The organism is Thermostichus sp. OS-CIW-29 (assembly GCF_054058195.1).
Window position 1 is genome coordinate 80314 of record NZ_JBSSAB010000005.1, and the last position, 26152, is coordinate 106465.

The 26152-nt window shown below is 58.4% G+C and carries 28 protein-coding genes and 2 pseudogenes; 15 read left to right on the forward strand and 15 right to left on the reverse strand.

Annotation, left to right across the window (positions count from 1 at the left end; genetic code table 11):
* Positions 1 to 69 precede the first annotated feature (69 nt).
* Complete coding sequence (locus ACVWZJ_RS03265) at positions 70 to 801, reverse strand: aldehyde oxygenase (deformylating) (RefSeq protein WP_041436745.1); 732 nt, start codon at positions 799 to 801, stop codon at positions 70 to 72.
* A gap of 194 nt (positions 802 to 995) precedes the next feature.
* On the opposite strand from ACVWZJ_RS03265, the gene ACVWZJ_RS03270 reads away from it, so the two are divergent.
* A complete protein-coding gene (locus ACVWZJ_RS03270) occupies positions 996 to 1304 on the forward strand; it encodes a hypothetical protein (protein WP_011434006.1) in 309 nt (102 codons plus the stop codon).
* A gap of 14 nt (positions 1305 to 1318) precedes the next feature.
* Here ACVWZJ_RS03270 and ACVWZJ_RS03275 read toward each other — a convergent pair whose 3' ends face one another.
* Entirely contained in the window at positions 1319 to 1813 is a 495-nt protein-coding gene (locus tag ACVWZJ_RS03275; protein ID WP_414373605.1) for a pentapeptide repeat-containing protein, read from the reverse strand.
* A gap of 100 nt (positions 1814 to 1913) precedes the next feature.
* Between ACVWZJ_RS03275 and ACVWZJ_RS03280 the strand changes: the two genes are divergently transcribed.
* Entirely contained in the window at positions 1914 to 2222 is a 309-nt protein-coding gene (locus ACVWZJ_RS03280) for a gas vesicle protein GvpV (RefSeq protein WP_238376787.1), read from the forward strand.
* 201 nt (positions 2223 to 2423) lie between these two features.
* Positions 2424 to 2858 (forward strand): annotated as a pseudogene (locus ACVWZJ_RS03285) (ABC transporter ATP-binding protein); the annotation flags it as partial.
* Here ACVWZJ_RS03285 and purU read toward each other — a convergent pair.
* Genes purU through ACVWZJ_RS03300 form a run of 3 tightly spaced genes read right to left on the reverse strand, consistent with a single transcriptional unit; the run spans position 2859 to position 4343 of the window.
* Positions 2859 to 3707, reverse strand: coding sequence for a formyltetrahydrofolate deformylase (purU, locus tag ACVWZJ_RS03290; RefSeq protein WP_414343735.1), 849 nt, complete (start codon positions 3705 to 3707; stop codon positions 2859 to 2861).
* 57 nt (positions 3708 to 3764) lie between these two features.
* Complete coding sequence (locus tag ACVWZJ_RS03295) at positions 3765 to 4025, reverse strand: hypothetical protein (protein WP_414409269.1); 261 nt, start codon at positions 4023 to 4025, stop codon at positions 3765 to 3767.
* 3 nt (positions 4026 to 4028) lie between these two features.
* Complete coding sequence (locus tag ACVWZJ_RS03300; RefSeq protein ID WP_457394579.1) at positions 4029 to 4343, reverse strand: TatA/E family twin arginine-targeting protein translocase; 315 nt, start codon at positions 4341 to 4343, stop codon at positions 4029 to 4031.
* Between the two features lie 258 nt (positions 4344 to 4601).
* Between ACVWZJ_RS03300 and secA the strand changes: the two genes are divergently transcribed.
* Positions 4602 to 7475 (forward strand): preprotein translocase subunit SecA, encoded by a 2874-nt coding sequence (gene secA, locus ACVWZJ_RS03305; RefSeq protein WP_011434014.1) that lies wholly within the window; start codon positions 4602 to 4604, stop codon positions 7473 to 7475.
* Positions 7476 to 7556: 81 nt separating this feature from the next.
* Positions 7557 to 7740, forward strand: a pseudogene (locus ACVWZJ_RS03310) (hypothetical protein); the annotation flags it as partial.
* 24 nt (positions 7741 to 7764) lie between these two features.
* On the opposite strand, the gene thyD reads toward ACVWZJ_RS03310, so the two are convergent.
* Positions 7765 to 8691, reverse strand: coding sequence for a thylakoid membrane protein ThyD (gene thyD / locus ACVWZJ_RS03315; RefSeq protein WP_457394582.1), 927 nt, complete (start codon positions 8689 to 8691; stop codon positions 7765 to 7767).
* Positions 8692 to 8920: 229 nt separating this feature from the next.
* Entirely contained in the window at positions 8921 to 10114 is a 1194-nt protein-coding gene (locus ACVWZJ_RS03320) for an RNA-guided endonuclease InsQ/TnpB family protein (protein ID WP_457394585.1), read from the reverse strand.
* 220 nt (positions 10115 to 10334) lie between these two features.
* On the opposite strand from ACVWZJ_RS03320, the gene ACVWZJ_RS03325 reads away from it, so the two are divergent.
* Positions 10335 to 10871, forward strand: a complete 537-nt coding sequence (locus ACVWZJ_RS03325) for a slr1601 family putative cell division protein (protein WP_238376986.1) — start codon at positions 10335 to 10337, stop codon at positions 10869 to 10871.
* Positions 10872 to 10882: 11 nt separating this feature from the next.
* On the opposite strand, the gene hemB is transcribed toward ACVWZJ_RS03325, so the two are convergent.
* Together hemB and ACVWZJ_RS03335 are read right to left on the reverse strand one after the other, a co-directional pair.
* The gene (gene hemB / locus ACVWZJ_RS03330; RefSeq protein ID WP_011434019.1) at positions 10883 to 11869 is read right to left on the reverse strand and encodes a porphobilinogen synthase; all 987 of its coding nucleotides are present in this window, start codon (positions 11867 to 11869) and stop codon (positions 10883 to 10885) included.
* 25 nt (positions 11870 to 11894) lie between these two features.
* Positions 11895 to 12854: an alpha/beta hydrolase gene (locus ACVWZJ_RS03335; protein WP_457394588.1), complete on the reverse strand. Its 960-nt coding sequence runs from the start codon at positions 12852 to 12854 to the stop codon at positions 11895 to 11897.
* 385 nt (positions 12855 to 13239) lie between these two features.
* On the opposite strand from ACVWZJ_RS03335, the gene ACVWZJ_RS03340 reads away from it, so the two are divergent.
* Positions 13240 to 13356: a photosystem II reaction center protein I gene (locus tag ACVWZJ_RS03340; RefSeq protein WP_011434021.1), complete on the forward strand. Its 117-nt coding sequence runs from the start codon at positions 13240 to 13242 to the stop codon at positions 13354 to 13356.
* Between the two features lie 316 nt (positions 13357 to 13672).
* Here ACVWZJ_RS03340 and ACVWZJ_RS03345 read toward each other — a convergent pair whose 3' ends face one another.
* Positions 13673 to 14113 (reverse strand): hypothetical protein, encoded by a 441-nt coding sequence (locus tag ACVWZJ_RS03345; protein ID WP_414413529.1) that lies wholly within the window; start codon positions 14111 to 14113, stop codon positions 13673 to 13675.
* A gap of 167 nt (positions 14114 to 14280) precedes the next feature.
* A complete protein-coding gene (locus ACVWZJ_RS03350) occupies positions 14281 to 14919 on the reverse strand; it encodes a biotin transporter BioY (RefSeq protein WP_457394592.1) in 639 nt (212 codons plus the stop codon).
* Positions 14920 to 14942: 23 nt separating this feature from the next.
* On the opposite strand from ACVWZJ_RS03350, the gene ACVWZJ_RS03355 reads away from it, so the two are divergent.
* Positions 14943 to 15791 carry an inositol monophosphatase family protein gene (locus ACVWZJ_RS03355; RefSeq protein WP_457394595.1) on the forward strand — a complete coding sequence of 283 codons (849 nt, stop codon included), beginning with the start codon at positions 14943 to 14945 and terminating at the stop codon, positions 15789 to 15791.
* Here the strand turns inward: ACVWZJ_RS03355 and ACVWZJ_RS03360 are convergent.
* Positions 15776 to 16363 (reverse strand): thioredoxin family protein, encoded by a 588-nt coding sequence (locus ACVWZJ_RS03360; protein ID WP_414407619.1) that lies wholly within the window; start codon positions 16361 to 16363, stop codon positions 15776 to 15778. The genes ACVWZJ_RS03355 and ACVWZJ_RS03360 overlap by 16 nt on opposite strands.
* Before the next feature lie 207 nt (positions 16364 to 16570).
* On the opposite strand from ACVWZJ_RS03360, the gene ACVWZJ_RS03365 reads away from it, so the two are divergent.
* The 3 genes from ACVWZJ_RS03365 to ACVWZJ_RS03375 all read left to right on the forward strand — a co-directional run bounded on the left by ACVWZJ_RS03365 (position 16571) and on the right by ACVWZJ_RS03375 (position 20446).
* Positions 16571 to 17350, forward strand: a complete 780-nt coding sequence (locus ACVWZJ_RS03365) for a TatD family hydrolase (protein WP_011434027.1) — start codon at positions 16571 to 16573, stop codon at positions 17348 to 17350.
* 215 nt (positions 17351 to 17565) lie between these two features.
* Positions 17566 to 20070, forward strand: coding sequence for a sensor histidine kinase (locus ACVWZJ_RS03370; protein WP_457394599.1), 2505 nt, complete (start codon positions 17566 to 17568; stop codon positions 20068 to 20070).
* A gap of 4 nt (positions 20071 to 20074) precedes the next feature.
* Positions 20075 to 20446 (forward strand): DUF309 domain-containing protein, encoded by a 372-nt coding sequence (locus ACVWZJ_RS03375; protein ID WP_011434029.1) that lies wholly within the window; start codon positions 20075 to 20077, stop codon positions 20444 to 20446.
* Between the two features lie 23 nt (positions 20447 to 20469).
* On the opposite strand, the gene ACVWZJ_RS03380 is transcribed toward ACVWZJ_RS03375, so the two are convergent.
* Positions 20470 to 20631 carry a hypothetical protein gene (locus ACVWZJ_RS03380; RefSeq protein WP_011434030.1) on the reverse strand — a complete coding sequence of 54 codons (162 nt, stop codon included), beginning with the start codon at positions 20629 to 20631 and terminating at the stop codon, positions 20470 to 20472.
* A gap of 91 nt (positions 20632 to 20722) precedes the next feature.
* Positions 20723 to 20812: a cytochrome b6-f complex subunit PetN gene (locus ACVWZJ_RS03385; RefSeq protein ID WP_244349857.1), complete on the reverse strand. Its 90-nt coding sequence runs from the start codon at positions 20810 to 20812 to the stop codon at positions 20723 to 20725.
* A 170-nt stretch (positions 20813 to 20982) separates the two neighbouring features.
* Between ACVWZJ_RS03385 and ACVWZJ_RS03390 the strand changes: the two genes are divergently transcribed.
* From ACVWZJ_RS03390 to ACVWZJ_RS03400, 3 genes are all read left to right on the forward strand, one after another.
* A complete protein-coding gene (locus ACVWZJ_RS03390) occupies positions 20983 to 22200 on the forward strand; it encodes an RNA-guided endonuclease InsQ/TnpB family protein (RefSeq protein WP_457394602.1) in 1218 nt (405 codons plus the stop codon).
* A gap of 65 nt (positions 22201 to 22265) precedes the next feature.
* On the forward strand, positions 22266 to 22511 hold the full coding sequence (locus ACVWZJ_RS03395; RefSeq protein ID WP_049749597.1) for a hypothetical protein: 246 nt from the start codon (positions 22266 to 22268) through the stop codon (positions 22509 to 22511).
* 154 nt (positions 22512 to 22665) lie between these two features.
* Positions 22666 to 23250, forward strand: coding sequence for an SRPBCC family protein (locus ACVWZJ_RS03400; RefSeq protein ID WP_414329799.1), 585 nt, complete (start codon positions 22666 to 22668; stop codon positions 23248 to 23250).
* Positions 23251 to 23442: 192 nt separating this feature from the next.
* Here ACVWZJ_RS03400 and ACVWZJ_RS03405 read toward each other — a convergent pair whose 3' ends face one another.
* Positions 23443 to 25431 carry a DICT sensory domain-containing protein gene (locus ACVWZJ_RS03405; protein ID WP_457394606.1) on the reverse strand — a complete coding sequence of 663 codons (1989 nt, stop codon included), beginning with the start codon at positions 25429 to 25431 and terminating at the stop codon, positions 23443 to 23445.
* Between the two features lie 185 nt (positions 25432 to 25616).
* On the opposite strand from ACVWZJ_RS03405, the gene ACVWZJ_RS03410 reads away from it, so the two are divergent.
* Positions 25617 to 26075: a 2TM domain-containing protein gene (locus ACVWZJ_RS03410; protein ID WP_457394609.1), complete on the forward strand. Its 459-nt coding sequence runs from the start codon at positions 25617 to 25619 to the stop codon at positions 26073 to 26075.
* Positions 26076 to 26152 lie beyond the last annotated feature (77 nt).

The window sequence follows — 26152 nt, forward strand, 5'->3', positions numbered from 1 at the left end:
AGCGCATTCCTCCCAACACTGAACCTACGGGTACAGTGCGGGGCTCCTGCGACTTCTAGCTGAGGTGGGTCATGCTGCCCGCAAACCCTGGGCTGAGAGGCGCATCACCTCGCGGGTGCTGAAGCCGATGTTGGCCAGCGCCTCGCCATAGGCAATCATAAAATCCTCGACGATGGCCTCGCGATCCATATAGATGGCTTCTACATCCTGGTCCACCTGCTGCAGCATCTGCCAGACCAAGGGCAGGTTCTGGGCGTTGGCCGCTTCGATCTGCCCTTTGACCTCGCCAAAATGCTCCCCTAGCCAGCGCTCTCCAAAATTGAGGTGCAGATATTCATCCTTGACCACCCCCTCGGTGATCTTGCGGGCAAACTCATCGGCGACGGGGATGTAAATGTTGTAGGCGGCAATGGCAAAGCATTCGATGATCAGCGACTGAATGACCAAGCAGGTAACTAGGTCTCCGGCTGCTGCCGCTTTTTGGAAATTGTTGCGCAAAGGGGCGAAGAAAGTGCGGGCAAACTCCCTATCCGGCTCTACCTGCAGGTTTTTGCCGCAGGATTGAAAGCCTTTCATGTGCCGCAATTCCATCTTGGCCAGCTTGTGCAGCTCCTCTGCCCCTTCCGGCAACATCTCGGCCAGCTTGAGGTAGTTGTCGTGGGCTTCTTGTTCCCCTTCGATCACAATGCCGTTGATGCGAGAGTAGGCCTGCCGGTAAACCGCGCTGCCATAGTCCAAGGTGGTGCCACCCTCATCGGCTAAAGGCTGGGGGGTATTGGGCAGGACGTTCACTGGGGCCATACTCATGCATCTCCTCTCGGTGTTGTTTGGGTGTTGTTGATTGTCTATGCTGACTCGACAATCGCCTCGATTGCAGTTGAATCGCTCTCTTAATCAGAATAGCTGTAGCTGCCGCAGAATTGGCGGGATTCCTTTTGCGGAATGATAGGGGTCTGCTAGGGTGAGGGTTCGAGTGCCGTTGTGGAGCCTGCTGTATGTCTGCTCTTGGGGATGGCCTGAACCAACTGCGCCAGTTGCTGGTGGAGCTGGAGGAACGATCCCTCGATCAGCCGGTTGGCAGTGCCGAAGAGGTGCTACAGGCGATCGAGCTAGCCACGGCTTTTGAGCTGTTTGAGGCGGAGAGCAGCGGTTTGCTGCTGCAGATTGTGGCCAATCTCTGGGATCGGGTACGGCAGCAGGATTTGTCTCCAGGGGAGATTCAGACGGTATCGGAGAAGTTGCGGGCGGTGGGCTATACCGATGCCGAAATTCAGGAGATCCTGGACTTGGAGCCGGAGGACTAGCCCCATTTCCCCCTCTAGGCTTGAACCATGCCCAGCTCCACCGGTGTAACACCCGCTTCCATCTGAGTGGTGGCGTCGTAGCAAGCCCCTCGCAGGTTGGCCAGCTTGAGTTTGCACTGGGCAAGAAGGGCTCCTCTCAAGTTGGCCCCGGTGAGATTGGCCCCTGCCAGGTCCGCTTGGCTGAGATCGGCTTCGCTCAAGTCCGCTTCGGCCAGGTTGGCCCCACGCAAGTTGGCTCCTTGCAATCGGGATCCCTGCAGCTTGGCTTTCTCTAGGTTGGCCAGCCGCAGGTTGGATCCCTGCAGATCCGCTTGGCTGAGGTCGGCGCCGCTCAGGTAGGCCCGCTCCAGGTTGGCAGAAGCCAGCTTTGCCTGCTGGAGAATGGATCCCCCCAAGTCGATCCCGGCCAAGTCGGCCCCGGCCAGGTCAGCTCCGGCCAGTTGGCTGTTGCTGAAGTCCCGCTCACCGCTGCCGTAGCGTTGCAACAGGTCTGCTCCAGTTTCCACCATCGCTGTTTTCCACACCGGACGAATGGATCCTACCTAGGAATAGAAGGGCCGCCAAGAGCACGCTAGGATAGGCGCAAGCCGTTTTCCGGGATCCCCCCTTATGAGCTTGCCCCGTGTGCCCCGAACTCGACCTCGCCCCAAGCTGCGCTCGATCCCTCGCCGCCAAACCGAATCCGCCCTCTATGCCGAAATGCAGCAGCTCACTGTCGAAAAGCAGCGGCTCAACCAAGAGCTAGAGTTTATTCGAGAGCGGCAAGGGCAAATCCACGCGCGACTTCAGGAAATCGAGCAGGCCATGCAACACCTTCAGCAGGAGGCAAAAGCCTTTCGGGATCCCGCTCCTGCCTCTGAACCCGCCCAGCTCAGATCCCGCCCTTCCCGCTTCCCGCCCATGACCTTCGAGTATTGAGGGATCCTATAAATCTCAAAGAAGACCCAAGATTCAAAGCAGACCTAAGCAACAAGTCAGGGGATTCTGTAGCCAACTTAACTATTTGCTGCTTATCTCAACCCGACTCCAGAATCTGGGCCAGCGAACAGCTGTTCTCAAGCTGGCTGCACAGTTACCTGAACTTCAGGGCTTATGACTTCTTCTCCCCAGATATCGTCAGATATCGTCGGTCTAGAGCGTTTTGCTAAGGCCCTGCCCAGGCAACTTTCGGGCGGTATGCAGCAGCGGGTGGCCATTGCCCGAGCTCTGGCGGCCCAGCCGAAGATTTTGCTCATGGATGAGCCTTTTGGCGCTTTGGACGTGCAAACCAAGGAGACGATGCAGGAGTTTTTGCTGGATCTCTGGCAACGCACGCGCACTTCAATCCTGATGATCACCCACGATGTGGAAGAGGCCGTCTTTCTGGCCCAGCGCATCTATGTACTCACGTCCCATCCTGGGCGGGTGAAACGGGAGCTCCGGGTTGATTTCCCCAGTCGGCGCGACTACAGTCTCAAGCGCACTTCTTCCTTCCAAGAGGTGAAGGACGAGATCTTGGCTCTCCTACGAAACCAGAAAGGGATCCCGTTGAGCAACGCTGCGCCCGCGGGCTGATCAGGCAAACACCACCGTTTTGTTGTGGTACACCAGCACCCGATTCTCCAGGTGATACCGCACTGCCCGTGCCAGGACTAGGCGTTCCATGTCGCGGCCTTTGCGGACGAGGTCGGCAACGGTATCGCGGTGACTGACCCGCACCACGTCTTGCTCGATGATCGGCCCTTCGTCCAGATCTTCGGTGGCATAGTGGGCAGTCGCGCCGATGATCTTCACCCCCCGTTGATGGGCGCGGTGGTAGGGGTTGGCTCCGGCAAAGGCGGGCAGGGTGGAATGGTGAATGTTGATGACCGGCGGGGCTTGGCGGAGCAGCGACCCACTCAAGACCTGCATGTACTTGGCCAACACCACCAGGTCAATTCGATATTCCTGCAGGAGAGCGAGCTGACGGGCTTCGGCTGCGGCTTTGCCCTCTGGAGAAACGGGGATGTGGTAGTAATCGATACCGAAGGAGCGGGCCACCGATTCCAGGTCGGGGTGATTGCTGATGATCAAGGGGATCTCGGCGGGCAGTTCTCCCGCCCTTTGCCGCCAGATCAGATCCAAAAGGCAGTGGCTTTGCTTGCTGGCCCACAACGCAATGCGACGGCGAGTGTCGGAAAAATGCAGTTCCCAGTTGGCTTGGATCCCACGGGCAATACCCGAAAAGGCGGGGACAATTTCCCCTCGCTCCAGTTGGAAGCCCTCCAAGTCCCACTCGATGCGGCTCAAGAACAGTCCTGCCTCGGGATCCGTATGGTGATCGGCGTGAATGATGTTGCCGCCGTAGCTGTAGATGAAGCTGGAGAGCTTGGCTACCAGCCCTTTTTGATCGGGGCAAGATACCAACAGGGTGGCACTGGGCATCGGTAGACAACAGCCTCAACTTTGTGGGGACTGGCTCTCCCCAAGAGCAATCCATTCTCAATCTACCCGGTTGATCTCTTCCAGTAGCCAGGGATCCACCGGCTGGCCATCCCAACGCTTCAAGTCGATGCGAATCCACATCGCCGCAGAAGAGCCGGCAGGGGGCAGTTCCTGGTGAAACGAGATCTCATAGTCAGACGGGTTTTGGCCATGCTGCCGCAGCCAGGTCTCCACCTTAGCAGGAGCAAAGTAGGACTGCCCTTGCTCGAACAGGCGCGTGATTTCCAGGCCGAAGCAAAGGGGGTTGAAGCGGGCCATAGGTTAGGCAGCGTCTGCTGTTTGAGCGTCGTCGGCTGCGGATGGGGGGGGAGCCATCTCTGAGGTGGGTGTATCGGCTGTGGCGACCGACTCGGCTTTGGGCTCAGCCGCGGCTGCTGTTCGGGAAGCCTTGGGAGTGGCAGCAGCCGTTGTCCCGCGGGTGGCTTTCTCCAGCTCTTGGGCCTCTTTGTTCAGTTGCGCCTCGAACTCTCTGGAAGCATCCTGCAGGCTGCGCAGGGTTTTGGCCAGCGTGCGACCGATCTCCGGCAGTTTGCGGGGCCCGAAAACCAGAAGAGCCACCGCAAAGATGACCAACATTTCCGGCAGTCCAACACCCAAAAAATTCATTAGCCTCGGCAGAGTACGGTTTGGTCGGGATCCCTTCGCCTCCCTAGAGTGACATTTTCTTGCCGCGGACTGCAAGTAACTGCCGGCTCTCCTCATCCATTCTGATGGCTTTGGTTGGCTTTGGTGTTCTCCTCTCAGCTCATCTGGGCCCACCTCTCCCTGGCCGGCCAAGTCAAAATGGTAAGATTGCATCATTAATCAATGTTCTTCATTGGCCTAGGCTTGCCCATGCTCCAAACCCTACAAAAGCTCCTCGGGGATCCTAACGATCGGAAGATCCGGCAGTACCGTCCTGTCGTCAAGTTGATCAACTCGCTGGAGATCGAGATCGCCTCTCTTTCGGATGCGGAGCTCAAGGCCAAGACCACAGAGTTTCGCCAGCGCTTGGACAGAGGAGAATCTCTGGACGATCTCTTGCCGGAGGCATTTGCCGTGGTGCGGGAGGCCGCCAAGCGAGTTTTGAACTTGCGCCATTACGACGTACAGCTCATCGGCGGCATGGTGCTGCACGAAGGCCAGATTGCCGAAATGAAAACCGGCGAGGGGAAAACCCTAGTCGCCACCCTGCCTGCCTACTTGAACGGCCTGACTGGGAAGGGGGTTCACATCGTTACCGTCAACGGCTACTTGGCGCGGCGCGACTCGGAGTGGATGGGGCAGGTGCATCGTTTCTTGGGCCTGACGGTTGGTCTGGTGCAAGAGGGCATGTCGCCCGAAGAAAAGCGCCGCAGCTATAACTGCGACATCACCTACTGCACCAACAGCGAGCTGGGCTTCGACTACCTGCGGGACAACATGGCCACCGATATCAAAGAGGTGATGCAACGGCCCTTTAACTACTGCATCATCGACGAGGTGGACTCAATCCTTATCGACGAGGCCCGCACTCCCCTGATCATCTCCGGTCAGGTGGCTCGCCCCTCCGAAAAATACCTGCGGGCAGCCCAGGTGGCGCGGGAGCTGATCCGAGATGAACACTATGAGGTGGATGAAAAAGCCCGCAACGTCATCCTTACCGACGAGGGGTTTGAAGCCGCCGAGCGGTTGCTGGGGGTCTCTGACCTGTTTGATCCCAAGGATCCCTGGGCGCACTTTGTCTTTAACGCGGTGAAGGCCAAAGAGCTCTTCATCAAGGATGTCCACTACATCGTCCGCAATCAAGAGGTGGTGATCGTGGACGAGTTCACCGGGCGGGTGCTCCCCGGCCGCCGCTGGTCTGATGGGCTGCACCAGGCGGTGGAGGCCAAAGAGGGGGTGCCGATTCAAAGCGAGAGCCAAACCCTGGCCACCATCACCTACCAAAACCTTTTTCTGCTCTATCCCAAGCTTTCCGGCATGACGGGCACGGCTCGCACTGAGGAGGCCGAGTTCGGCAAAACCTACAACCTGGAAGTTACGGTGATCCCCACCAACCGACCCATCCGCCGCAAAGATGCCCCCGACTTGGTGTACAAGACCGAAAGGGGCAAGTGGCAAGCGGTTGCCGAGGAAATTGCCCACATGCACGCCCAGGGGCGCCCCGTCCTTGTGGGCACCACCAGCGTGGAAAAATCCGAACGCCTCTCGGCCATGCTCAAGGAAATGGGGATCCCCCACAACCTCCTCAACGCCAAGCCAGAAAACGTGGAGCGGGAGGCGGAGATCATTGCCCAGGCGGGGCGAAAAGGCGCTGTAACCATTGCTACCAACATGGCCGGTCGAGGCACGGACATCATCTTGGGAGGCAATGCGGAGTACATGGCCCGCCTCAAGCTGCGGGAACGGCTGATGCCCAAGCTGGCTCAATTGGACGCCGACAACCCCTTGGGATCCGTTCAGATGGTGGGACGGGGGGGTGGCCAGGGATTTGGTGGGACAGCACCCAAGCCGAAAAAATCCTGGACGGTGGTCTCCCCCAATTTTTACCCCTGTGAGCTGTCGGCCCGCACCAACCAAGCTTTAGACGAAGTGGTGGCAGCAGCCGTGACCAAGTATGGGCTGAACCGTCTGCCAGAGCTGGTGGTGGAGGATCTCATCGCAGTAGCTTCCGAGAAAGCGCCGGTGCAGGATCCGCTAATTTTGCAACTGCGGGAGGTTTACAACAGCATCAAAGCCGAGTACGAAAAAATTACTGAGGCCGAGCACGAAGAGGTGGTGAGGCTGGGGGGCCTGCATGTGATCGGTACGGAGCGCCATGAATCCCGCCGTATCGACAACCAGCTGCGGGGCCGCGCCGGGCGACAAGGGGATCCCGGCTCCTCGCGGTTTTTCCTCAGCTTGGAAGACAACCTGCTCAAGATTTTCGGTGGCGAGCGGGTAGCCAAGCTCATGGACATGTTCCGGGTGGAGGAGGATATGCCCATCGAGCACCCGCTGCTCAGCAGCAGCCTGGAGAATGCGCAGAGAAAAGTGGAAGTGTACTACTTCGACATGCGCAAGCAGGTGTTCGAGTATGACGAGGTGATGAACAACCAGCGGCGGGCCATCTACTCAGAGCGGCGGCGCATCTTGGAGGGGGAAAACCTCAAGACCAAGATCCTTGACTATGTGCGCAAAACCGTTGGCGAGATCGTGCGAGCGCATGTCAACCCAGAGCTGCCCCCGGAAGAGTGGGAAATCGACAAGCTGACTGCCAAGATGCAGGAGTTTGTGCCGCTCCTGAAGCAAAACCTCAAGGTTGAAGACCTGCAGGATCTCTCCTACGAGCAGATCTTGGACTACCTGATCAAGCAGGCAGAACTGGCCTATGAGGCCAAAGAGGCTTTTCTGGATACCTTTGAGCCCGGTTTGATGCGCAAGGCAGAGCGCTTTTTCCTGTTGCAACAGGTGGACACCCTCTGGCGGGAACACCTGCAGCAGATGGAGGCGCTGCGGGAAGCTGTGGGCCTGCGAGGCTACGGTCAGAAGGATCCCCTGATCGAGTACAAGAACGAGGGCTACGAGCTGTTCCTGGAGATGATGGACAACATCCGCCGCAACACGGTGTACAACCTATTCATCTTTACTCCCCAAATTGTGCAAGTGCCCCAGGCATCGCGACCGGCTCCGGCACCCACTGCGGCTGCCAGCCCTGATCCCAGCTCTGCTTCAGGGGTGGTGGAAGCCGATTTCACGGAAGAATAATTGGCGTAGAGAGAAGTCAGCGGGGGAGCATGACTCTAGTCAATGATAAGCTCAACTATACTGAAAATAATGTATAATATGTTCAGTACGGATTACTACCAGTTGATCTTTCTGTTTACTTTCGAGTCTGCCAACATGGTAGCCAAAGCAAAGCAGAAAATTGGTAGTAAGACGACACGGAAACTGCGCTTTGGGTATTCTACTCAAAGCTTTGCGGGATACCGCCATTCTGGTTGGAAACAAACAGAATGCTATCGCTGCATAGTTGAACAGTGATGTTCAGCAGTGTTCAGCGTAAATGTATCAGGAGGATCTGTCGTAATGCCTCTTTCAGTTGTGGGTACTGGAAGGTAAAGCCCATCTGCAAAGCCGCTTGCGGGATCACTTTCTGCCCCGTCAAAACCACTTGAGCTGCCTCGCCCAACAGCAGTTCCAACGCCAGCTCCGGCACAGGCAACCAAGAGGGGCGACCCAAGACCTGGCCTAAGGTTCGGCAAAACTCTTCCATCTGCACCGGGTTGGGAGCGGTGGCGTTGAACACTCCGGATCCCTGCTCCAGCAGGAAGCAGACCAAGCTCACCCAATCCTCGCGGTGGATCCAGGACAGCCATTGTTTGCCGGAGCCGATCGTTCCGCCGATAAAGAACTGAAAGGGGGCCAGCATCTGCCCCAGCGCTCCTCCATCCGGCCCCAACACAATCCCCGTGCGCAGGATGGCCAAACGGATCCCCAATTCCTCAACCGGCCGGGCGGCAGCTTCCCAAGCTTGACAGACTTCTGCCAGAAAATCTTGGGCCGGGGGATCCGTCTCTGTTAAGGGTTCTCCTGCCGGATGGGATCCGTAGTAACCCACCGCCGAGCTGCTGATCATCACCTGGGGCTTTTGGTTGAGGGAGGCGAGGGCTTGGACAAGGGCCTGGGTGGTTTCCACACGGCTACGACGGATTTCTTTTTTCTTGGTCTCTGTCCAGCGAGAAGAAGCCAAAGGCTCTCCGGCCAAGTTGACAATCCCCTCGTACCCTTCCAGGGCGGCTGCCCAGGCTTGCGGTTGGTAGGGATCGTAGGGCAGCAGCTTGAGGTTGGGGGATTCCCCCAAAATGCGGCGGGCCTGCTCCGGGCGGCGGGTCAAGACCAAAACCTGATCCCCTTGCTCCAGCAGACGGGCCACCAAGCGACGCCCGATAAAACCACTTCCACCCGTGATGACAATGCGCATGATGTGGATCCGACTTGCATCTGCACAAGCCCTGTGCCGCCCTTGTCCTTTGAACGGTGCAGAGCCTTTCCGCTATTCGAACCTCTAGCCTAGCGCGTTTCCTGCTCCGCGTTGGCCATTGCCTGGGATCCCGCCATCCGTTTGCTGAGCTTGGCGAAGTGGCAGAGCCCAAGAAAGCCCAAGAATAAAAATGTTTTGCGGCAAAGCGTAAACTACCCGACTCCGACCGCTAAGCGGTACGGAGCGGGCTTTCAGCAGCCCTGAGCCTGCTTTGCTCTACCAGAGAACAAAACAGGCCCGAACCTCTAGGCTGGTTTACGACAGCCCCCAAAAGCGCAATCACATTCGCACCATTAAAGTCCGCATCCCCTTCCCATCCACAGTGTCCACACTTGAACGACTTACCACTGCGGTAGGATTGCGCAGGGTCGGGATGGATGTGCAGGCACTTGTGGCAGGTCTGGCTGGTGTAGGCGGGCGGCACCAGCACCACAGTCACCCCCGCAACTCTCGCCTTGTATTCCAGAAACTGCCTCAGTTGGTAGAACGCCCAACTGTTGGCCCGCCTACGCTCTGTCTTGCTGCGTGGCTGTTGATTGACCCTTTCCCGGATCCCTGTCAGGTCTTCCAGAGCAATAGCGCTGTTTGTCGCCTTTGCCCTAGAGACAATAGCTTTGGAGATGCGATGATTGACCCACACTTGAAAGCGTCTCTCCTTGCCAGACAGCCGTTGCAGCAGTTGACGGCATCTGCGCCGCGAACTGCGTGTGCCCTTACTGGCTTTGCGTTGGAGTACCGCCCTCAACCGGGAGTAGTGGTCGCGGACTCTGTTCAGCTGCTGTCCATTCCAGTTGTCCCCTTCTGAGGTATGAGCGATATCCGTCCTTCCAAAGTCCACCCCGATCACCTTGTCGGTATCTTGTTGCTTGGGTGGCTTTTCCTCTACGCAAATCTGGATGTAGTAGGAGCCATCCTTCCGCTGGACTAGGGTGGCCGATTTGGGGTTAGAGCCAGCCAGCATCCCACGCTGGTAGTTACCAATGGCCAGTCCAAAGCGCTCTCGCCCTTCCACCGTGGTCAGCGACACTGTCCGGTCTTTCTCGCGGAACGAGAAGATACGAGCGTCGTAGGTAACGAACCTACGCTTGAACTCTTTAACTGGACGGTTGTGCTGTCTCGCCACTTTGCGAGCGCCTGCCACCCGTCTGCAGGCCTGCTGGGCCAAGTTGCTAGACAAGCCGAATCGGGCGCGAATCTCGTAGTAGCAAAGGGATTGCAGTTTGACCGCATTGACGATCTTCTCCGGCGTGTTCTGGTTGACCCAGTTCAGTGCCTGCATAAAGGCATCCATCGTCGCGTCCAATTTAGCGGCTTGCGACTGGGACACCTTGAGCTTGCAGGAGATGGTCAGGACTTGGCTCATAGGTTCATTGTACTTCATCAAAGCGCATTCCTCCCGACACTGACCCTACGGGTACAGTGCGGGGCTCCTGCGCTAGTAAGCTGACACACCTGGAAAAATCGGCTTCAATAGGCCCTAGCTGCGCTTCTTGGCAGCAGAGGTGGTTCATCGTCCCCCTATTTTCTTCCCTTCACCCGTGACACCCAAGTCTTCTTCCCGTACCCCGGCTCGCCACGTGTCTATGCGTGCAGAGCAGGTTGCTGGGCCGCGGCTGGACATCTCTGTTGCTCCACGAGTGCATCGCTCCCAAGGGCAGGGATCCCTGGTTCGGGCAGGGTTTCCCTCCTCTCTCCCAATTTCCGGTCGGCGGACGATCCCTGTCCAGCGCTCCCGCCGGCGCGGACGGCAAGAACCTGGCCACGAGCCTCAAGTCTGGGAGATGGCCTGTCACATCGGGGTGAATGTCTTGTTTACGGCGGCTGCCCTCAGTGGTTTGTATCGCCTCTTGCCGGTGCAGTTGGCCCAGCATCACCGGCTCCAGGTTCTGGAGCGGCATATCGAGGTCTTGTCCACTCGGATTTCTCGGCTGCAGGAGGGGGTGGATCGAGGTATGGATCCCTTGCAGCAGGAGGCCCTGATCAAGGAACGGCTGAATCGGGTGCCACGCAATCAAATTCAGGTGCGTTTGGTGGATCCCAGTACCTGGGTGGCGGACGACGAGAAGAACACCCACCCTTCCTGGATCGGGCAGTCCACCCAGCCGTCTGCCAGGCCGTAGGCTGCCTCTGCCTAGGCTTGTTTGAGAAGCAAGGCCACCTCTTTGGCAAAGTAGGTGAGGATGATATCGGCGCCAGCCCGCTTCATGGCCAGCAGGGATTCCAACATCACTTTTTTGCCGTCGATCCAGCCTTTTTGTTCGGCGGCTTTGATCATGGCGTACTCGCCGCTGACGTTGTAGGCAGCCACGGGCAGATCCGTCGATTCCTTAACTCGGTAGATGATGTCCAGGTAGGCCAGGGCCGGCTTCACCATCACCATGTCCGCCCCCTCGGCCTCGTCCAGCTCCACCTCTTTGATGGCTTCCCGAGCATTGGCGGGATCCATTTGATAGCTTTTCTTGTCTCCCGATTTGGGCGCGGATCCCAGGGCATCGCGGAAGGGACCGTAGAAGGCAGAGGCATATTTGGCAGAGTAGGCCAGGATCGCCACATCGGTATAGCCTTGGTCGTCCAGGGCCTCCCGAATGGCGCCGACACGACCGTCCATCATGTCCGAGGGGGCCACAATGTCGGTTCCCGCCTCTGCTTGGGAGAGGGCTTGCTTGACCAAAACTTCCACCGTCTCGTCGTTGAGGATCACCCCATCCCGCACAATGCCGTCGTGGCCGTCGCTGTTGTAAGGATCCAAGGCCACATCGGTTACCACCAAGATCTCGGGAATTTCCTGTTTAATCCGCCGCACCGCCCGCTGGATCAAGCCTTCCGGGTTGAAGCACTCCTGCCCGGTGGGATCCTTTTTCTCTTCCGGCACCACCGGGAACAGGGCCACCGCCGGGATCCCCAGTTGAGCGGCTTCTTCCACCTCCTTTAGCAGCAGGTCTAGGGTGTAGCGGTAGCAGCCGGGCATCGACTCCACTTCCTGCCGCTGGTTCTCCCCCTCCATGACAAACAGGGGATAGATCAGATCCTGCACCCGCAGGTGGGTTTCCTGCACCATCTGGCGGAAGGCCTCTGTGCGCCGCAGCCGACGGGGACGGTAGATCAGGTCTTGGCTCATGAGAGCAGGGGGAAAGAGGGCGTTTCTATTTTGCCATGAGGTCGGTAGGGGCTGAGCTGGTCGTCCGGCGAGAGGCGACATCCGGGGCAGAGGGAAAATGCCGAGCCAGCCAGCGGCGAAGGGTCTCTTTTACCGCTTCGGCTTGGCAGTCGTGCAAAAGATCGTGGCGCGACCGGGGAAAATCGTGGATTTCTCCCTGGGGCAGCCGACGGGCAAAATCCACAGCTCCCGCAGGATTGACGACGATATCGGCGGAGGTGTAAAGCAGCAAAACCGGCAGGCAGAGCCGATGGGCTTGATCAAGGCAGCGCTGTCCACTGCGCACCAGTTCGGCTGTAAATCTGGCCCGCGTCACACCGCACATGTAGGGATCCGCCGCAAAGGCGGCTTGCTGCTCGGGTAGGGAAGTCACCCGCGCCGGCTCGTAGAGGCCAGTTAAGGCCAGCTGGGGAGCAACCCTGTCCAAAACTTGCAGAAGGGCGTGGGTAAAAGGGGTGAAATAGTGGTCGATGCGAAAAGCCGGAGAGATGAGAACCAGGCCCTGCACTTGGTCGGGATGGGCGAGGGCATATTCCGTAACCCAGTTGGCCCCCGCGCTATACCCACACCAGATCTGCGGGATCCCTTTCTGCGGCCAGACCTGCTGGGCGATCCTCTCCAGATCCGCTTGATATTGGCTGAAGCGGTCGATCCAGCAGCGGATCCCGCCGGAGCGACCAAATCCCCGCATGTCGGGAGCCAAAACCTCCCACCCTTGAGCAGCCAACTCGCCGGCCAAAGGGCAAAACCCGCCGCCGTGATCCCCTTTGCCGTGCAAAAGCAACACCCTTCCACAAGGGGATCCCTGGGGCCAGTGGTGCAGAAAAGCCGGGATCCCATCGGAAAGCAGCAACTCCTGGGGCCGATAGATCCCCGACAAAGGTTGCGGCTGAGCTCCCGACCGCCCATCCAGAACCTCTAAGTGGCCTAACCGATCAAAAGGCATGGGCAAATCCAACACAGGTCCGGCAAGACCGGCAAAGCCGCAAATTATATCTTCCTATGTCCCGGTCGCCCGCGAGCGTTGCTGCCGCTGAGGAGTTGCAATCTTTGTTTCCAGCCCAGCATATTTCTTAACAATCTCTGCTCTTGCCGGGGATCCCCGACATGCCGGGCTTTGCAGCCTTTTCTGAGGATGGGATGAAAGGATCTCTCGGGGGGAGACTGGGGCCATTTGCGGGAAAAAGGCCCTCTGAGAGGTATGATGTTGTGAAGAAGTTTTGCGGGGTCTCAGGTTTGACGGGATCCCCTCTCTGGGGTGGTTCACCCTTGTTTTACGATTGCCTTATCGCTTCATCAGTTCACTCAGTCGGAAACGGGTTGCTGAAACTATGCTGTTACTGAAAATCTCTGTTTACGCGGTTGTCATCTTTTTTGTGGGGCTTTTTGTGTTTGGTTTTTTGAGCAACGACCCCTCCCGCAACCCCAACCGTCGAGACCTGGAGTAGGGGATCCCGCCTTGGGCAGCTTGCGAACCCAAGTGATAACCGGCTCATAGCTTGAGGGGGCATGCCTCCGGCCCTATTTTTGTGGAACTCTGCCGGTCGCACCGGCGGCGCGGAACGCTAGCCCTGGGGAAATTGACGCCTGTGGAGATCCCTCCGGCGGTGCGGCGACGCAAGCTGCTGCTGGTTAGGGGTTGTGGAAGCAGGAAGAAAGCCGCAGCGGTGAGCAAGATTCAGTCCTTGTTCGGACTTCGGCCCGCTGGTGGGCATTCCCCTCTAGAGTGAGTGGCCTCACCCCAAAACCGGCAACTCTGCTTGCCTACTGGAAGGCGGTAATCAGCAATGTCTGGGATCCGGAGCGATTCTGTTGGTCAAACGCGGTAATCCGGAACTGCCAAACGCCGATGGGATCCCCGAGGGCAACGCGGAAATCGGTACTGAAGCTACAAAAGGTGGCCCCGGGATTGCAGCCGGCCTGCTGCGGGCTGAAGAATTCCCTTTGCACGCGCACGCCGCTGGGGTTGAAAGTTTCCAGCTCGAGGAACTGCGTTGGACGAGCACCACCCGGCACACTCACCTGCACCGTAAAAGCCGGCGTGGAGGTGCCTACCCGCACCGAGGTGGGCGCATTGATAAACGAAACCGTTGGGCCTTGGGGTGGGGGCAGGATCGAGCCCCCTGAGCTGCCGCCATCTCCACAGGCAGCCAGGCCAGTGGCCAAAAGGCCAGTGGCCAAAAGGGTGAGAGCAGTCCGTTGCATCCCGCAGTTCCTCACGCAAACCCATCCATCCTGGCAAGACTTGACCAGAATCTGTACCACCGCTTGAGCGGCACAGCTCTAAGTTACTTTCTGCCTCTGCAGCTTGAGAAAAGATGCGCCACGACCTAAATCTGCATGGGCCTTTGCGCAGAGTTGATTCCCTTGCTTCAGAGCAGCAGCAAGCGCCGCAACAGCAACGCTATCACTGCAACAAAGCTGGCCACGATGAGCTGTCCCGGCAGAGTATAGCCAGAGTAAAGCCCTATCAACCTCAGCAACTCCCCATTCCAGGGTTGTGTGGCCAAAAGGTAGAGAATCCCGGTCAGGTGAACCAAGGCCAAAGCCACCAAGCTGCCGGATCCCAACTCTTGGAGGCCCACCGGGGAGTCAGGGATCCCTTCTGCCCACCGCTTGGCATCGGCAGCGCGTTGGTGGGCCGGGGGAGAAGGGTAGGGATCCCGTTGCGGAAAAGCAATTGTCCCGCAGGCCCAGGCTCCTGGCAAAAACCCCAGCAAGTAGCCAAAGGCGGGCTGGTACAGGTACTGCCATCCTCCCCCTTGGGCAAACACCTGTAGCCCTGCCAGCCCCAGCCCCAGATAGACGATCTGGGCGCACACCGCTGCCACCGGCCCCGCCAAACAAGCCGTCAGCAACACGCCCCCGATTTGCAGCGAGAAGCTGTATCCCCCCAACCCAGGCAGCTCCGGCGGAAAACTCAAATGGGTCAGGGTGCCCAAAATGGTCAGGATTACCCCAATCGCCGTCCAGAGCCATTCCAGAGGAGTTAAGAGCAGGCCAGACCGCATAAACCGAGAGGAAATTTTTCCCTATGCTAAGAAAGGGAAGGGGCAGATGGGGTGGGCAAAAGGTGGTCAAGGCAGAGTGGATTGAACTGGCCCAGGCCCTGGCCGATGCTGCCGGAGCGGTGATTCGCCCCCTGTTTCGCGGAGAACTGCAAGCCGAATACAAAGAGGCCCGCTCCCCAATTGTGACGGTGGCCGACCGGGAGGCAGAGTGGGCCATGCGAGCTTTGCTGATGGCCCAAGTGCCAGAACACAGCATCCTTGGCGAAGAGTTTGGTTTTCACCAGACGGGATCCCTCTATACCTGGGTTCTGGATCCCTTGGATGGCACCATCGCCTTTTCCACCGGCAAGCCCACCTTTGCTACTCTGATTGCCCTCTTGGAAGAAGACCGCCCCATTTTGGGCATCATCGATCAGCCGGTGTTGCGCGAACGCTGGCTGGGGGTACGGGGACAGCCCACTCAATGGATAACCCCCTCCCACCGGCAAGCCGTCCGAGCCAAGGCCAATACCGACCTCAGCCGCGCCTACTTGAGCTGTACCACCCCCGATTTGTTCGCCCAACCCGACCAACAACGGTGCTTCCAGGGGCTCAGCCAAGCAGTTCACATTACCTCCTATGGGGGCGATGGCTACCAGTACGGCCTGCTGGCCAGCGGCTGTGTGGATCTGGTGATGGAGTGTGGCCTTGCCCTCTACGATTTTGCTGCCCTTGTGCCGGTGATTGAGGGATCCGGTGGCGTGATTACCGATTGGCGAGGGGATCCCTTAACCCGCACCTCCACGGGAGAAGTGTTGGCGGCAGCCAACCCCAGCTTGCATCGACAGGCCCTGGCCGCGATTCAAAAAAGCGGGATCTACCCAGCGAAATAAGCAGGCTCATTGCCAGGTTTCCACTTGATGTTGCAGCCCAGGCTGGGCTTTTGGTCGGGATCGATGGGCTTGCCGGCCAGAAGGTTATCCAGCGCCGCCCGCAAATCTTTGCCCGTCACCGGCACATCGGTCAGGCTGGGACGGCTGTCGTCCAGTTGACCACGATAGACCAACTTGCGATCCGCGTCGAACAAGAAAAAGTCAGGGGTGCAGGCGGCGGTGAAGGCTTTGGCCACCTCTTGGCTTTCGTCGTAACAGAAGGGGAAGGTAAAGCCCAAGGTCTCGGCCATCTTCTTCAAGTTCTCTGGGCTGTCATCCGGGTATTTCTCCACATCGTTGGCGCTGATGGCTACAATGCCGACGCCGCGATCCTTGTAATCTCTGCCAAGGCGGGCCAGCTCCTCTTGCACGTGCTTCACATAGGGACAGTGCTGGCAGATGAACATCACCAGCAGGGCCGGCTTGTCGGCAAAGGTGGAGAGGGAGATGGTTTGGCCGCTCACCACATCCGGCAGGCTGAAGTCAGGGGCTGGGGTGCCCAAAGGCAGCATGGTTGAGGGGGTACGGGCCATAACAAACCTCCGGCGTAAGGTTTCCTCAATCATTGTGGATCATCCTGCCCCCCCAGGAGCCGTCGCAAGGGGATCTCGCCGGCAAACGGGAGCGCCAGAAGGGATCCCAAGCAGGCCGGGGACAGCTTTTACAATTGGATAAGGTTGGCAACACGATTGTTGGGGAGCTGAGCCTTGAGCACCGCCGTCTTACCTGCTGCTCCTTTGGTGGATACTCACGTCCACCTCAATTACCCCGATTTTGCCGCGGATCTGCCCCAGGTGGCCGAGCGCTGGCGTCAGACGGGGATCCGGCGTTTGGTGCATTCTTGTGTAACACCGGCAGAATTCCCCCAGTTGCAGGCCATTGCCGACCAGTATCCGGAAGTATTTTTGTCGGTGGGGCTGCACCCTTTGGAGGCGGGCCAGTGGCAGCCCGATTTGGCCGAAAAGATCGCCCACCTGGCCGCCAGCGACGAGCGAGTGGTGGCTATCGGGGAGACGGGCCTGGATTTCTACAAGTCCAACCCGGCGGATATCGAGCGGCAAAAAGAATCCTTCTGGGCCCAGATTGCCATTGCCCAAGCGCAGGATCTGGCGTTGATCGTCCATTGCCGCGAGGCGGCAGCAGCCACCTACGCCATCCTCAAGGAGGCCATGGCCACGGGGGGGCCAGTGCGGGCGGTGATGCATTGCTGGAGCGGATCCCCGGTGGAAACCCGGCAGTTTGTGGAGCTGGGCTGCTACATCAGCTTCAGCGGCATTGTTACTTTCAAGAACGCCGAGACTGTCCGCCGGTCGGCCTTGGAGGTGCCCCTATCCCAGCTTTTGGTGGAAACCGATTGCCCTTTTCTGGCTCCCACCCCCTTCCGCGGCAAACGCAATGAGCCGGCCTATGTGCAGCGGGTGGCCCAAACCTTGGCGGAGCTGTTGGGAATCCCGCCGGAAAAACTGGCAGAAGAAACCAGCCAGAACGCTGCTCGCCTGTTTCGGTTGCCTCTCCCCTAGCTCTGCTTTCCGAGGGCGCGGGTGAGCCGTAGGCCATTCCCGGCTCCAGATCTCAGGCGATTCCAACCCGGGAAACCCTGAGTTACCGTTTTTAACTTTTTCTTTAACTTTTCTTTTGAACTCCGACTGCTCTTCTCAAGGGCATCCTATGCTGGAAAAAAGGGATGTATTTTTAGGTACTTTCCGCTAATTCCAGGGGCTAGGGGCTTGCAACTATGGATACTGAAACGTGGGCTGCCGCAGCTCGACCCAGCCGAGATGCCCTCATCAACCGCATCACCCACCAGATTCGGCAATCCCTGGAGCTGGATCAGATCCTGAGGGCGACGGTGGAGGAGGTGCGCGCCTTTTTGGGTACGGATCGGGTGAAGGTGTACCGCTTCGACCCGGAAGGGCATGGGACGGTGGTGGCGGAAGCACGAGGCGGGGAGCGGCTGCCCTCGCTCTTGGGGCTGACTTTTCCGGCAGGGGACATTCCCGAGGAGGCGCGGCGGTTGTTTCGCCTAGCTCAGGTGCGGGTGATTGTGGATGTAGAGGCGCAGAGCCGTTCCATCAGCCAGCCGGAGTCTTGGGGGTTGTCTGCTAGGGTTCCTCTGGGCGAGCCGCTGCAGCGGCCCGTGGATCCCTGCCATGTTCACTATTTGAAATCCATGGGGGTGGCCTCTTCCTTGGTGGTTCCCCTGATGCATCACCAGGAGCTATGGGGGCTGTTGGTCTCCCATCATGCTGAGCCTCGTCCCTACTCCCAAGAAGAGCTGCAGGTGGTGCAGTTGCTGGCGGATCAAGTTTCCATTGCCATTGCTCAGGCGGAATTGCTGGAGCAAGCGCGGCAAAAGGCGCAGCAGGAACGCCTAATCAACCAAATTGCTGCCCTGGTTTATTCGCCCCTACACCCGGAGACGACCTTGACCACGGTGCTGGAGCAGCTTGCTGCCGGTTTGCAGGGGATCGGGGCACGGCTGCGGATCCACTTTATGGGCGCAGACACCCTCTGTTGTCATGGCGTGCAACCCCCGGCCAGCTACGACACCTGGCTACAGGAGCAGCTCGGAAGGGCCGGAGGAGCGGGGGGCTGGGTCAAGATGTGGTCGCTCTCCCACTTGGAGAAATGGCCGGAGCTGCAAGAGCAGATGAAGCAGACACCCATTCGTGGCCTGCTGGTGGCCCAGCTCGCCTGGAATGACCAGCCGGTGGGCTGGCTGAGCGTGTTTCGCGGGGCCGTTTACCAAGAAACCCACTGGGCGGGCTACCGTTGGTTTACCCAGGGGGATCCCAGACAAGAACTGCCTTTGATCTCTTTTGCTGCCTGGCGGGAGCTGAAAATTGACGAGCCTAAGGCTTGGTCAGCTGCAGAGCAAGAGCTGATGAGTCGGGTCGGGGTACATTTGGCCCTGTCCATTACGCAAAATCAGCTCTACCGGCAGTTGCAAACCCTCAACGCCCGTCTGGAGCAGGAGGTGCAGGAGCGGACGGCGGCCCTGCAGCGATCTCTGGCTATGGATGCCCTCTTGCAGCGGGTCACCGACCAGGTGCGCAGCAGTTTGGAGGAAGCCCAGATCCTGCGGGCAGTGGTGCAAGAATTGGCTCTGGGGTTGCCCATTCAAGGTTGCGATCTCTGTCTCTACGATTGGGCATCTGGCCAGGCGACGGTGCGCTATGAATACACCTCTGCTCTACCACCTGCCGGTGGGATCACCCTGACCTTGGCCGACTACCCCGATCTTTACCGGCACCTGCAAGGGGGTCAAGCGGTGCAATTCTGCCACTTGCCTGGGCAGGGCTGGATCCCCCGTCGGGAAGGGCTGACCCTGCTGGTGTGCCCGCTGCGGGATGACCAAGGGGTGCTGGGGGATCTCTGGCTGGCGAAGCCGGCAGCCAAGTGCTTTGATGAACTGGAGGTGCAGGTGGTGCAGCAGGTGGCGGATCACTGCGCCATTGCCATCCGCCAGGCCCGCCTCTACCAGGCTTCTGTGCAGCAAATTGGTGAGCTGGAGCGCCTCAACCGCCTCAAAGATGATTTTTTGAGCACCGTCTCCCACGAGCTGCGCACCCCCATCACCAACATGAGGATGGCCATCCAACTGCTGAAAACCGCCCGCGCCCCCCAAAAACGAGAGCAATATCTCAAGATCTTGGAGCAGGAGTGTGAGCGGGAGGCGGAATTGGTGAACGACCTGCTGGATCTGCAGCGGTTGGAGCAGGGATCCAAAACGCTCCATCTGGAAGAAGTGCCGCTGGCAACCTGGCTGCCCAGCGTGCTGGAGCCGTTTCTACAGCGGGCCCAGGCCAACCAGCAACGGTTGCAGTGGCAGATTGCGCCAAATGTGGGCAAGGTGCTCACCGATCAAGGTGGCCTGGAGCGGGTGGTGCAGGAGCTGGTCAACAACGCCTGCAAGTATACTCCCCCAGGGTGCAACATCTGGGTAACAGCGCAGCGCTCTGGCCCGCAGCAGGTGGAAATTCGGGTGATCAACGAGGGAGTAGAAATTCCCCACAGCGAGTGGGAGCGCATCTTCGAGAAGTTTTACCGCATTCCCAGCGGGGATCCCTGGAAGCGGGGCGGCACCGGCCTGGGCCTGGCTTTGGTCAAGCAGTGGATGCAGCGGCTGGGGGGCAGCGTCTCGGTGGAGAGCTCTCAAGGCAAAACCTGCTTTACCCTGGTGCTGCCGCAGGGATCCCTGCCTGTGCAGACCTCACCCCTAGCCCACAACTGTGCCTAGCCACATGAGCAATGCCCACTCAGAAGCGTTGCGTTTGGCCGCCGAGCAGTTTAACCGGGGGGAATTTTACGCCTGCCACGACACCCTAGAGGCCCTGTGGATGGAGGCAGTGGATCCAGAGCGGCGCTTCTACCAGGGGCTTTTGCAAACCGCCGTGGCCTACTATCACCTGCAAAACGGCAACCGCCGCGGCTGCATGATCCTGCTGGGGGAGGCCAACCGCAAGCTGGCGGACTTTCTGCCCACCTACGCTGGATGGGATGTGCAAGCCCTGTGGCAGGCTAACCAGGGCATCCTGCGGCATCTTTCTCAACTGCAACCCCAGGATCCCTTGCCTTACCTGGCCATCCCCACCCTGAGTTGGGTTGAAGACTAACCTGAGCAGGCTCAACACCGGCCCTAGCGCTTGGAGCGACGGGCTTTGCGCTCAACTTCGTTGCGTCGCCGCCGATCCCGCCAGTCGATGAAGGTAATGTAGCCAACGCCCAGGGTTACGGCTGTCAACAGCAAAAAGATGCTTCCGTAGGCGATGCGGGCGACCAAGGGAAGATCGGTTTCCATGGTGTGAGCGGGGGTAACCCCGTCAATATCGGCGGCAGGAACAACAAGATGAATGCAAGATGGATGTGAGGCTCAATCCAGGCATGACAAATTACATGCCGTTGCGCCCCCAGACCACCAGGGCAATGGAAAGAACGAAGAAGGTGGGGACGGCAATCCAGCCAAGGGTGATGATGTCCATAGGTCCAGCCCAGCTAAAGAGGGGTTATCTCGAGGTGATCCCATTTTACGAGAGGAGATCCCTTGTCAACGGACATCTACGAACACCTGTTTTCAGCTAGAAATCGCAGGAGCCCCGCACTGTACCCGTAGGGTCAGTGTCGGGAGGAATGCGGAAGTTATGATAGAACCATGACCCAAGTCCTGACCGTCTCCTGCAAGCTCAAGGCGTCCCAGTCGCAAGCCGCAAAGTTGGATGCGACAATGGATGCCTTTGTGCAGGCGTTGAACTGGGTCAACCAAAACACACCAGAAAAAGTAGTCAACGCAGTCAAACTCCAGTCCCTTTGCTATCACCAGATTCGCGCTCGGTTTGGCTTGTCCAGTAACTTGGCAAGGACTACGTCCCGCTTACGCGACCAGCAGGTCTGCAGACGGCTGGCCGGTGCCCGTAAAGTTGCCCGACAGAAAAACCGTCCGGTCAAAGCGTTCAAGAGAGGCTTCGCGACCTACGATGCCCGTATCTTTTCGTTCCGCGAGAAAGACTGGACGGTGTCGCTGACCACCGTTGGGGGTCGAGAGCGCTTTGAGCTGGCGATTGGCCGTTACCAGAGAGAACAGTTGGCAGGCTCCAATCCCAAATCTGCCACTCTGGTCAAGCGCAAAGACGGTTCCTACTCCATTCAAATCTGTGTGGAAGCGGAGCCATCCCCACCGCAACGCACGGATAGGGTGCTGGGGGTGGACTTGGGAAGGACGGATATTGCTCATACATCGGAAGGAGATAACTGGAATGGACAGCAGTTGAACCGAATCCGAGACCACTACTCCAAGCTGAGGGCGGTACTTCAACGCAAAGCCAGTAAGGGCACCCGCAGTTCGCGGCGCAGATGCAGAGAACTGTTGCAACGGCTGTCTGGCAAGGAGAGGCGCTTTCAGGCGTGGGTCAATCATCGCATCTCCAAAGCTATTGTCTCTAGGGCAAAGACCACAAACAGCGCTATTGCCCTGGAAGACCTGACAGGGATTCGGGAAAGGGTCAATCAACAGCCACGCAGCAAAGCTGAGCGGCGCAGAACCAATAACTGGGCGTTCTACCAGCTTAGGATGTTTGTGGTCTACAAGGCTGCCATCGCCGGAGTACCTGTGGTGCTGGTTCCGCCTGCCTACACGTCGCAGACCTGCCACCGGTGTTTGCACATTCATCCCGACCCTGCGCAATCCTATCGCAGTGGGAAGCAGTTCAAGTGTGGGCACTGTGGATGGGAAGGGGATGCGGACTGGAATGGGGCCAACATGATTGCCAAACTTGGGGCTGCCGTAAACCAGCCTAGAGGTCCGTGGTTGGCTTGCCAACTGCAGGGCTACCGAAAGCCCGCCCTGTACTGCGAAGTAGTCAGGGTCGGGTAGTTTACTTCAAGCTGGCTACAGTGGAGTTAAATCTGAAACATCTGAGCCAAACGAGGTGGGATCCGATGGTACTGGACACATTGCCGCTGGTTGCCGCTGTAGCCATCGCCATTTTTATGCTGGTTTTTTGGGTGCGGGTGGTTCGAGAGGCCATCTGGACAACGGTGGGGATTGTAATCATCTTGGCCGTGTTGTACGTGGTCTTTAGAATTGGCCCGCGGCAGGTGCTGCAGGAGTTGCGGGATCCCTTTGCCCTTCTAGAACAGGTTTGGCAGGTGATCGTCGGTTGGTTCCAGGCCCTTCTCCCCTAGAGTTCGTTATCTGCTATACAGTTCCCTGATACAATAGAAAACACAGGGGGGCAGCCTATTGGAACTGCTGGCGAATGGTTTGTCCAGTCAAAAATCGATTCCCTCTCCGGTTTCCGCACTGCTCTACAGCACCTACGCGACTGAAGTTCTCGCCATGCCTTCTGACCCTGAATGGGATCCCCAAGACCCCACCCCAGAAGATGGGATCCCCATTCCTGCTGGCGTCAGCGGGACGGAGTCCTCAGACATCCAGGTGGAGGTGGAGGATTTGGGGGAGCGCCGCTGCCAAGTGCGAGGTCGCGTCCTGATTCCGGTGGAGCGGCAGCAGGTCTGGCAGGTTTTGACCGACTACGACCATCTGGCGGAGTTTATTCCCAACTTGGTGGAAAGTCGCGTCATTGGCCGTGAGAATGGCCGCACACTGGTACGTCAAGTGGGATCCCAAAAGGTTTTATTTGCCCAATTTTCTGCTGCGGTGGTGCTGGCTATCGAGGAGATCTTTCCTCAGCAGCTTCGCTTCCAAAAAACACAAGGGGATTTTCTTATCTTCGAGGGGTTTTGGGATCTGGCCGATTGGTCGGCCCATCAAACCTTGCTCACCTACCACCTGCAGGTCAAGCCTCCCCGCAGAATGCCTGTCGGTCTGGTGGAGCGCCGCATTTGCCAAGATTTGGCCCTGAACTTACAAGCCATTCGGGAGCGCTGCCTGAGTTTGTCGGATCATTCCAAGCCCGTTTGAGGCGCGCCCAATAGGTACCTCGTTCCCCAAGCGCTCCGCGCCGCTGACGCGACCACTCTCAGCCCTTCTGCCAAAGAAGAGGGGGGCTGGGGAACAGCTTTATTGCCATTTGTGGGATTTGATATTCGAGCTGGAATTTGCCAGGTGGATCCCAGAGGCAAAGTGGGCCGGTGGTCCTTCACCTTTCGAGTCTCAAGCAGCGATCGAGGGCTGTCCTTGGGTGTGTGGGTGCGCTATCGGCAGGGTGAAGTGGAAGGCACTGCCCTGATTGATCCCCCCCGATTCTGCCCAGATGCGCCCCCCCATGGCCTCAATGATCAGTCGGCAAATGGCTAGCCCCAAGCCCGTCCCACCCACCGAGCGCCGCAGGGATCCCTCTGCTTGATAAAACCGCTCGAAGATGGCTTGCAACCGGTCTGGCTCAATGCCGCGCCCGGTGTCGGCAACAGTGAACTTCACCATCGCCCCCGTCGATCCACCGGCTGGTGGCTCCACTTCTGCCCGAATCCAGATCCGTCCGGTGGAAGGGGTAAATTTGCAGGCATTGTCCAGCAGCTTACGCAACACCTCCACCAGCCACTCCCCATCCGCCCTAACCATTGGCAGCCGTTTGGGCAGCACCTGCTCGATGGTGGGCAAGTCTTCGTGCCGCCGTCGCGCTTTGACATTGCTCAGGGCCAGCTCCACACATTCTTGAGCAGACAACGGCTCGATATGCCAGCGAACGCGACCACTTTCCAGCTTGGAGAGGGTGAGAAAGTCCTGCACCAACTCCCGCAGCCGATCGGCATCTTGCAGGGCTGTGTTCAACATTTCCTGGCGCATCTCCAGGGGCATGTCGGGGTCGCTGGCCAAAGACTCCAAACACACCTGAATGGTGGACAGCGGGGTGCGCAGCTCGTGTCCGGTCACGGCAATCAGCTCTGATTTGGCCTGATCCAGAGCTGCCAACTGGCGATTGAGCTCTTCTAGGTGCTGATAGGCTTCTGCCTGCAAGAGGGCTACCCCCACTTGGTTGGCAATGGCTTCTGCCAACTCCAGAGTGGCCGGCTGCCAGCGGTGAGGGTGTTCGTGGTGTAGCTCCAATAGGCCCAGCAACCGCCCTTGATAGAGAATCGGCATGGCCACCCAAGCCCGAATTTGGGCCGGCTGCCACAGCTCCGGCACTCGCTGCAGGCGGGGATCCTTTTGGGTATCCTCGCAGCACACCGCTTGTGCCGAGGCTACTGCCTCCCGCAAAAAAGGGTTGCTGGGAAGAGGCCACAGGGATCCCTTAAGGCTGCCCATCGTTAGGGTGCGGTACTCCTGCTCAATCTGAACAGCAGGGGCCTGGCCATCGTAACGGTAGATCAAACATCGCCCCACCTCTGCCACCTGCCCCAGCTCCTGCACAGCAATTGCCAAAATCTCGCCGGGATCCAAAGACTGGCGAATGGCACTGCTGATGCGGTTGATCAGATGCTCTTTGCGCTCTTGCACCCGAATGGTGCGGTAGGCCCGCTGCAGTTTGTATTGCCCTGCCTGGAGATAGGTGATCAGCCGCTCGGTAAAGGGGCCTGGATTCAGTTGGCTGGCGGAGTTTTGCGGGGATCCCTTGAGGTACTGGCGAAGGGGCTCAAGGCGAGGTTCCAGATCCGGTCGGTAACTGAGGATCTTGGGCAACAGGGCCAAAGCCGCTTGGACTGTAATCTGACGATCAAATGACCAGATCCCATCAAATTGGCGAGCTGCATCCATATCGCTGCTTTGCCAAGGACGCTCCCGCTGCATCTGCAAGCGTTCTCGACACACGAGGCAGGTGGCATAGTGGGCATCGATGACGATCAAGTGCCACTCCTGCACCAAGGGATCCTCTGGATCCAAGGGAATGGTGTGGTAGGGCAGGTCTGTCTGAGCAAAATCCTTTTCTGGGGTCGCCAACACAAACACGTCTTGGGCCATTGCGCTGATGCGCTGGTAGCGCCGTGCCTCCTGGCGGTAGTAGCGCTCCTTTTGAAAGTTAGCGAATACCCACGGGGATCCCTGCCCTTGCAGCACCTGATCCTCAATGGCGTGGCTGAGGGCAACCAAAGAGGATTTGAAATACAGTTGTGGGCGCAGGTGCGGCAAAGCCTGCAGCAGATCGCTCAATAGGGAGGTACGACTCTGGCGAAGGTAAGATCTAGAGCGGGTGGAGGCCATAACCCTACTGGCAAGCACAGATCACAGGCAGTACAGGGACACTTAACCCCAGAGAAGGAGGCTCGCAGTCTAGGTTTAGTCTAACGGTTGGGATCCCGCGGCGGAGGGAGCTTCATAAGGCGCAAGATCCAGCTAGCCCAAACTAAGAGATATAAAGTTTACGAAGTTATATGTAAGTCAGCCAAATGTCGGGATCCCGGTACAGCCAAGAGGACGTGCAGCAGATCCTCCAGCGGGCCATTGCCCGCCAGCCACGCCTGGGCGAGTTCACCCGCTCCCAACTGCAGGAGATGGCTGCCGAACTGGGGATCTCCCCCCAAGAGCTGGACTTGGCCGAGCAGGAATGGAAGGCCTGGCAAGAGCTGAACAGCCAACACCGAGAATTCCAGCGCTACCGCCGTCGGCAGTTTTACCAACTGCTGGGCCGCTATGGAATTGTCAACAGCTTTTTGCTGGGCTTAGACTGGCTCTCCGGTGGAGGGCTATCTTGGTCGCTGTTTATCCTCATGGGGTGGGGCTTGACCGTTGCCCTCAAGGGCTGGAACGCCTACCAAACGGAGGGTGAACGCTACGAGAAAGAGTTTCGCCAATGGCAAAGGAAACGCCAGAAAGATCTCCAGAGCAAGTACAGCCTTTTAATTTAAAATAGGGTACAGGTATTCAAGAGGAAGGAGAGAAAGGAATGCCGACTCATTCTTTGGATTTGCGGCAAAGAGTTGTA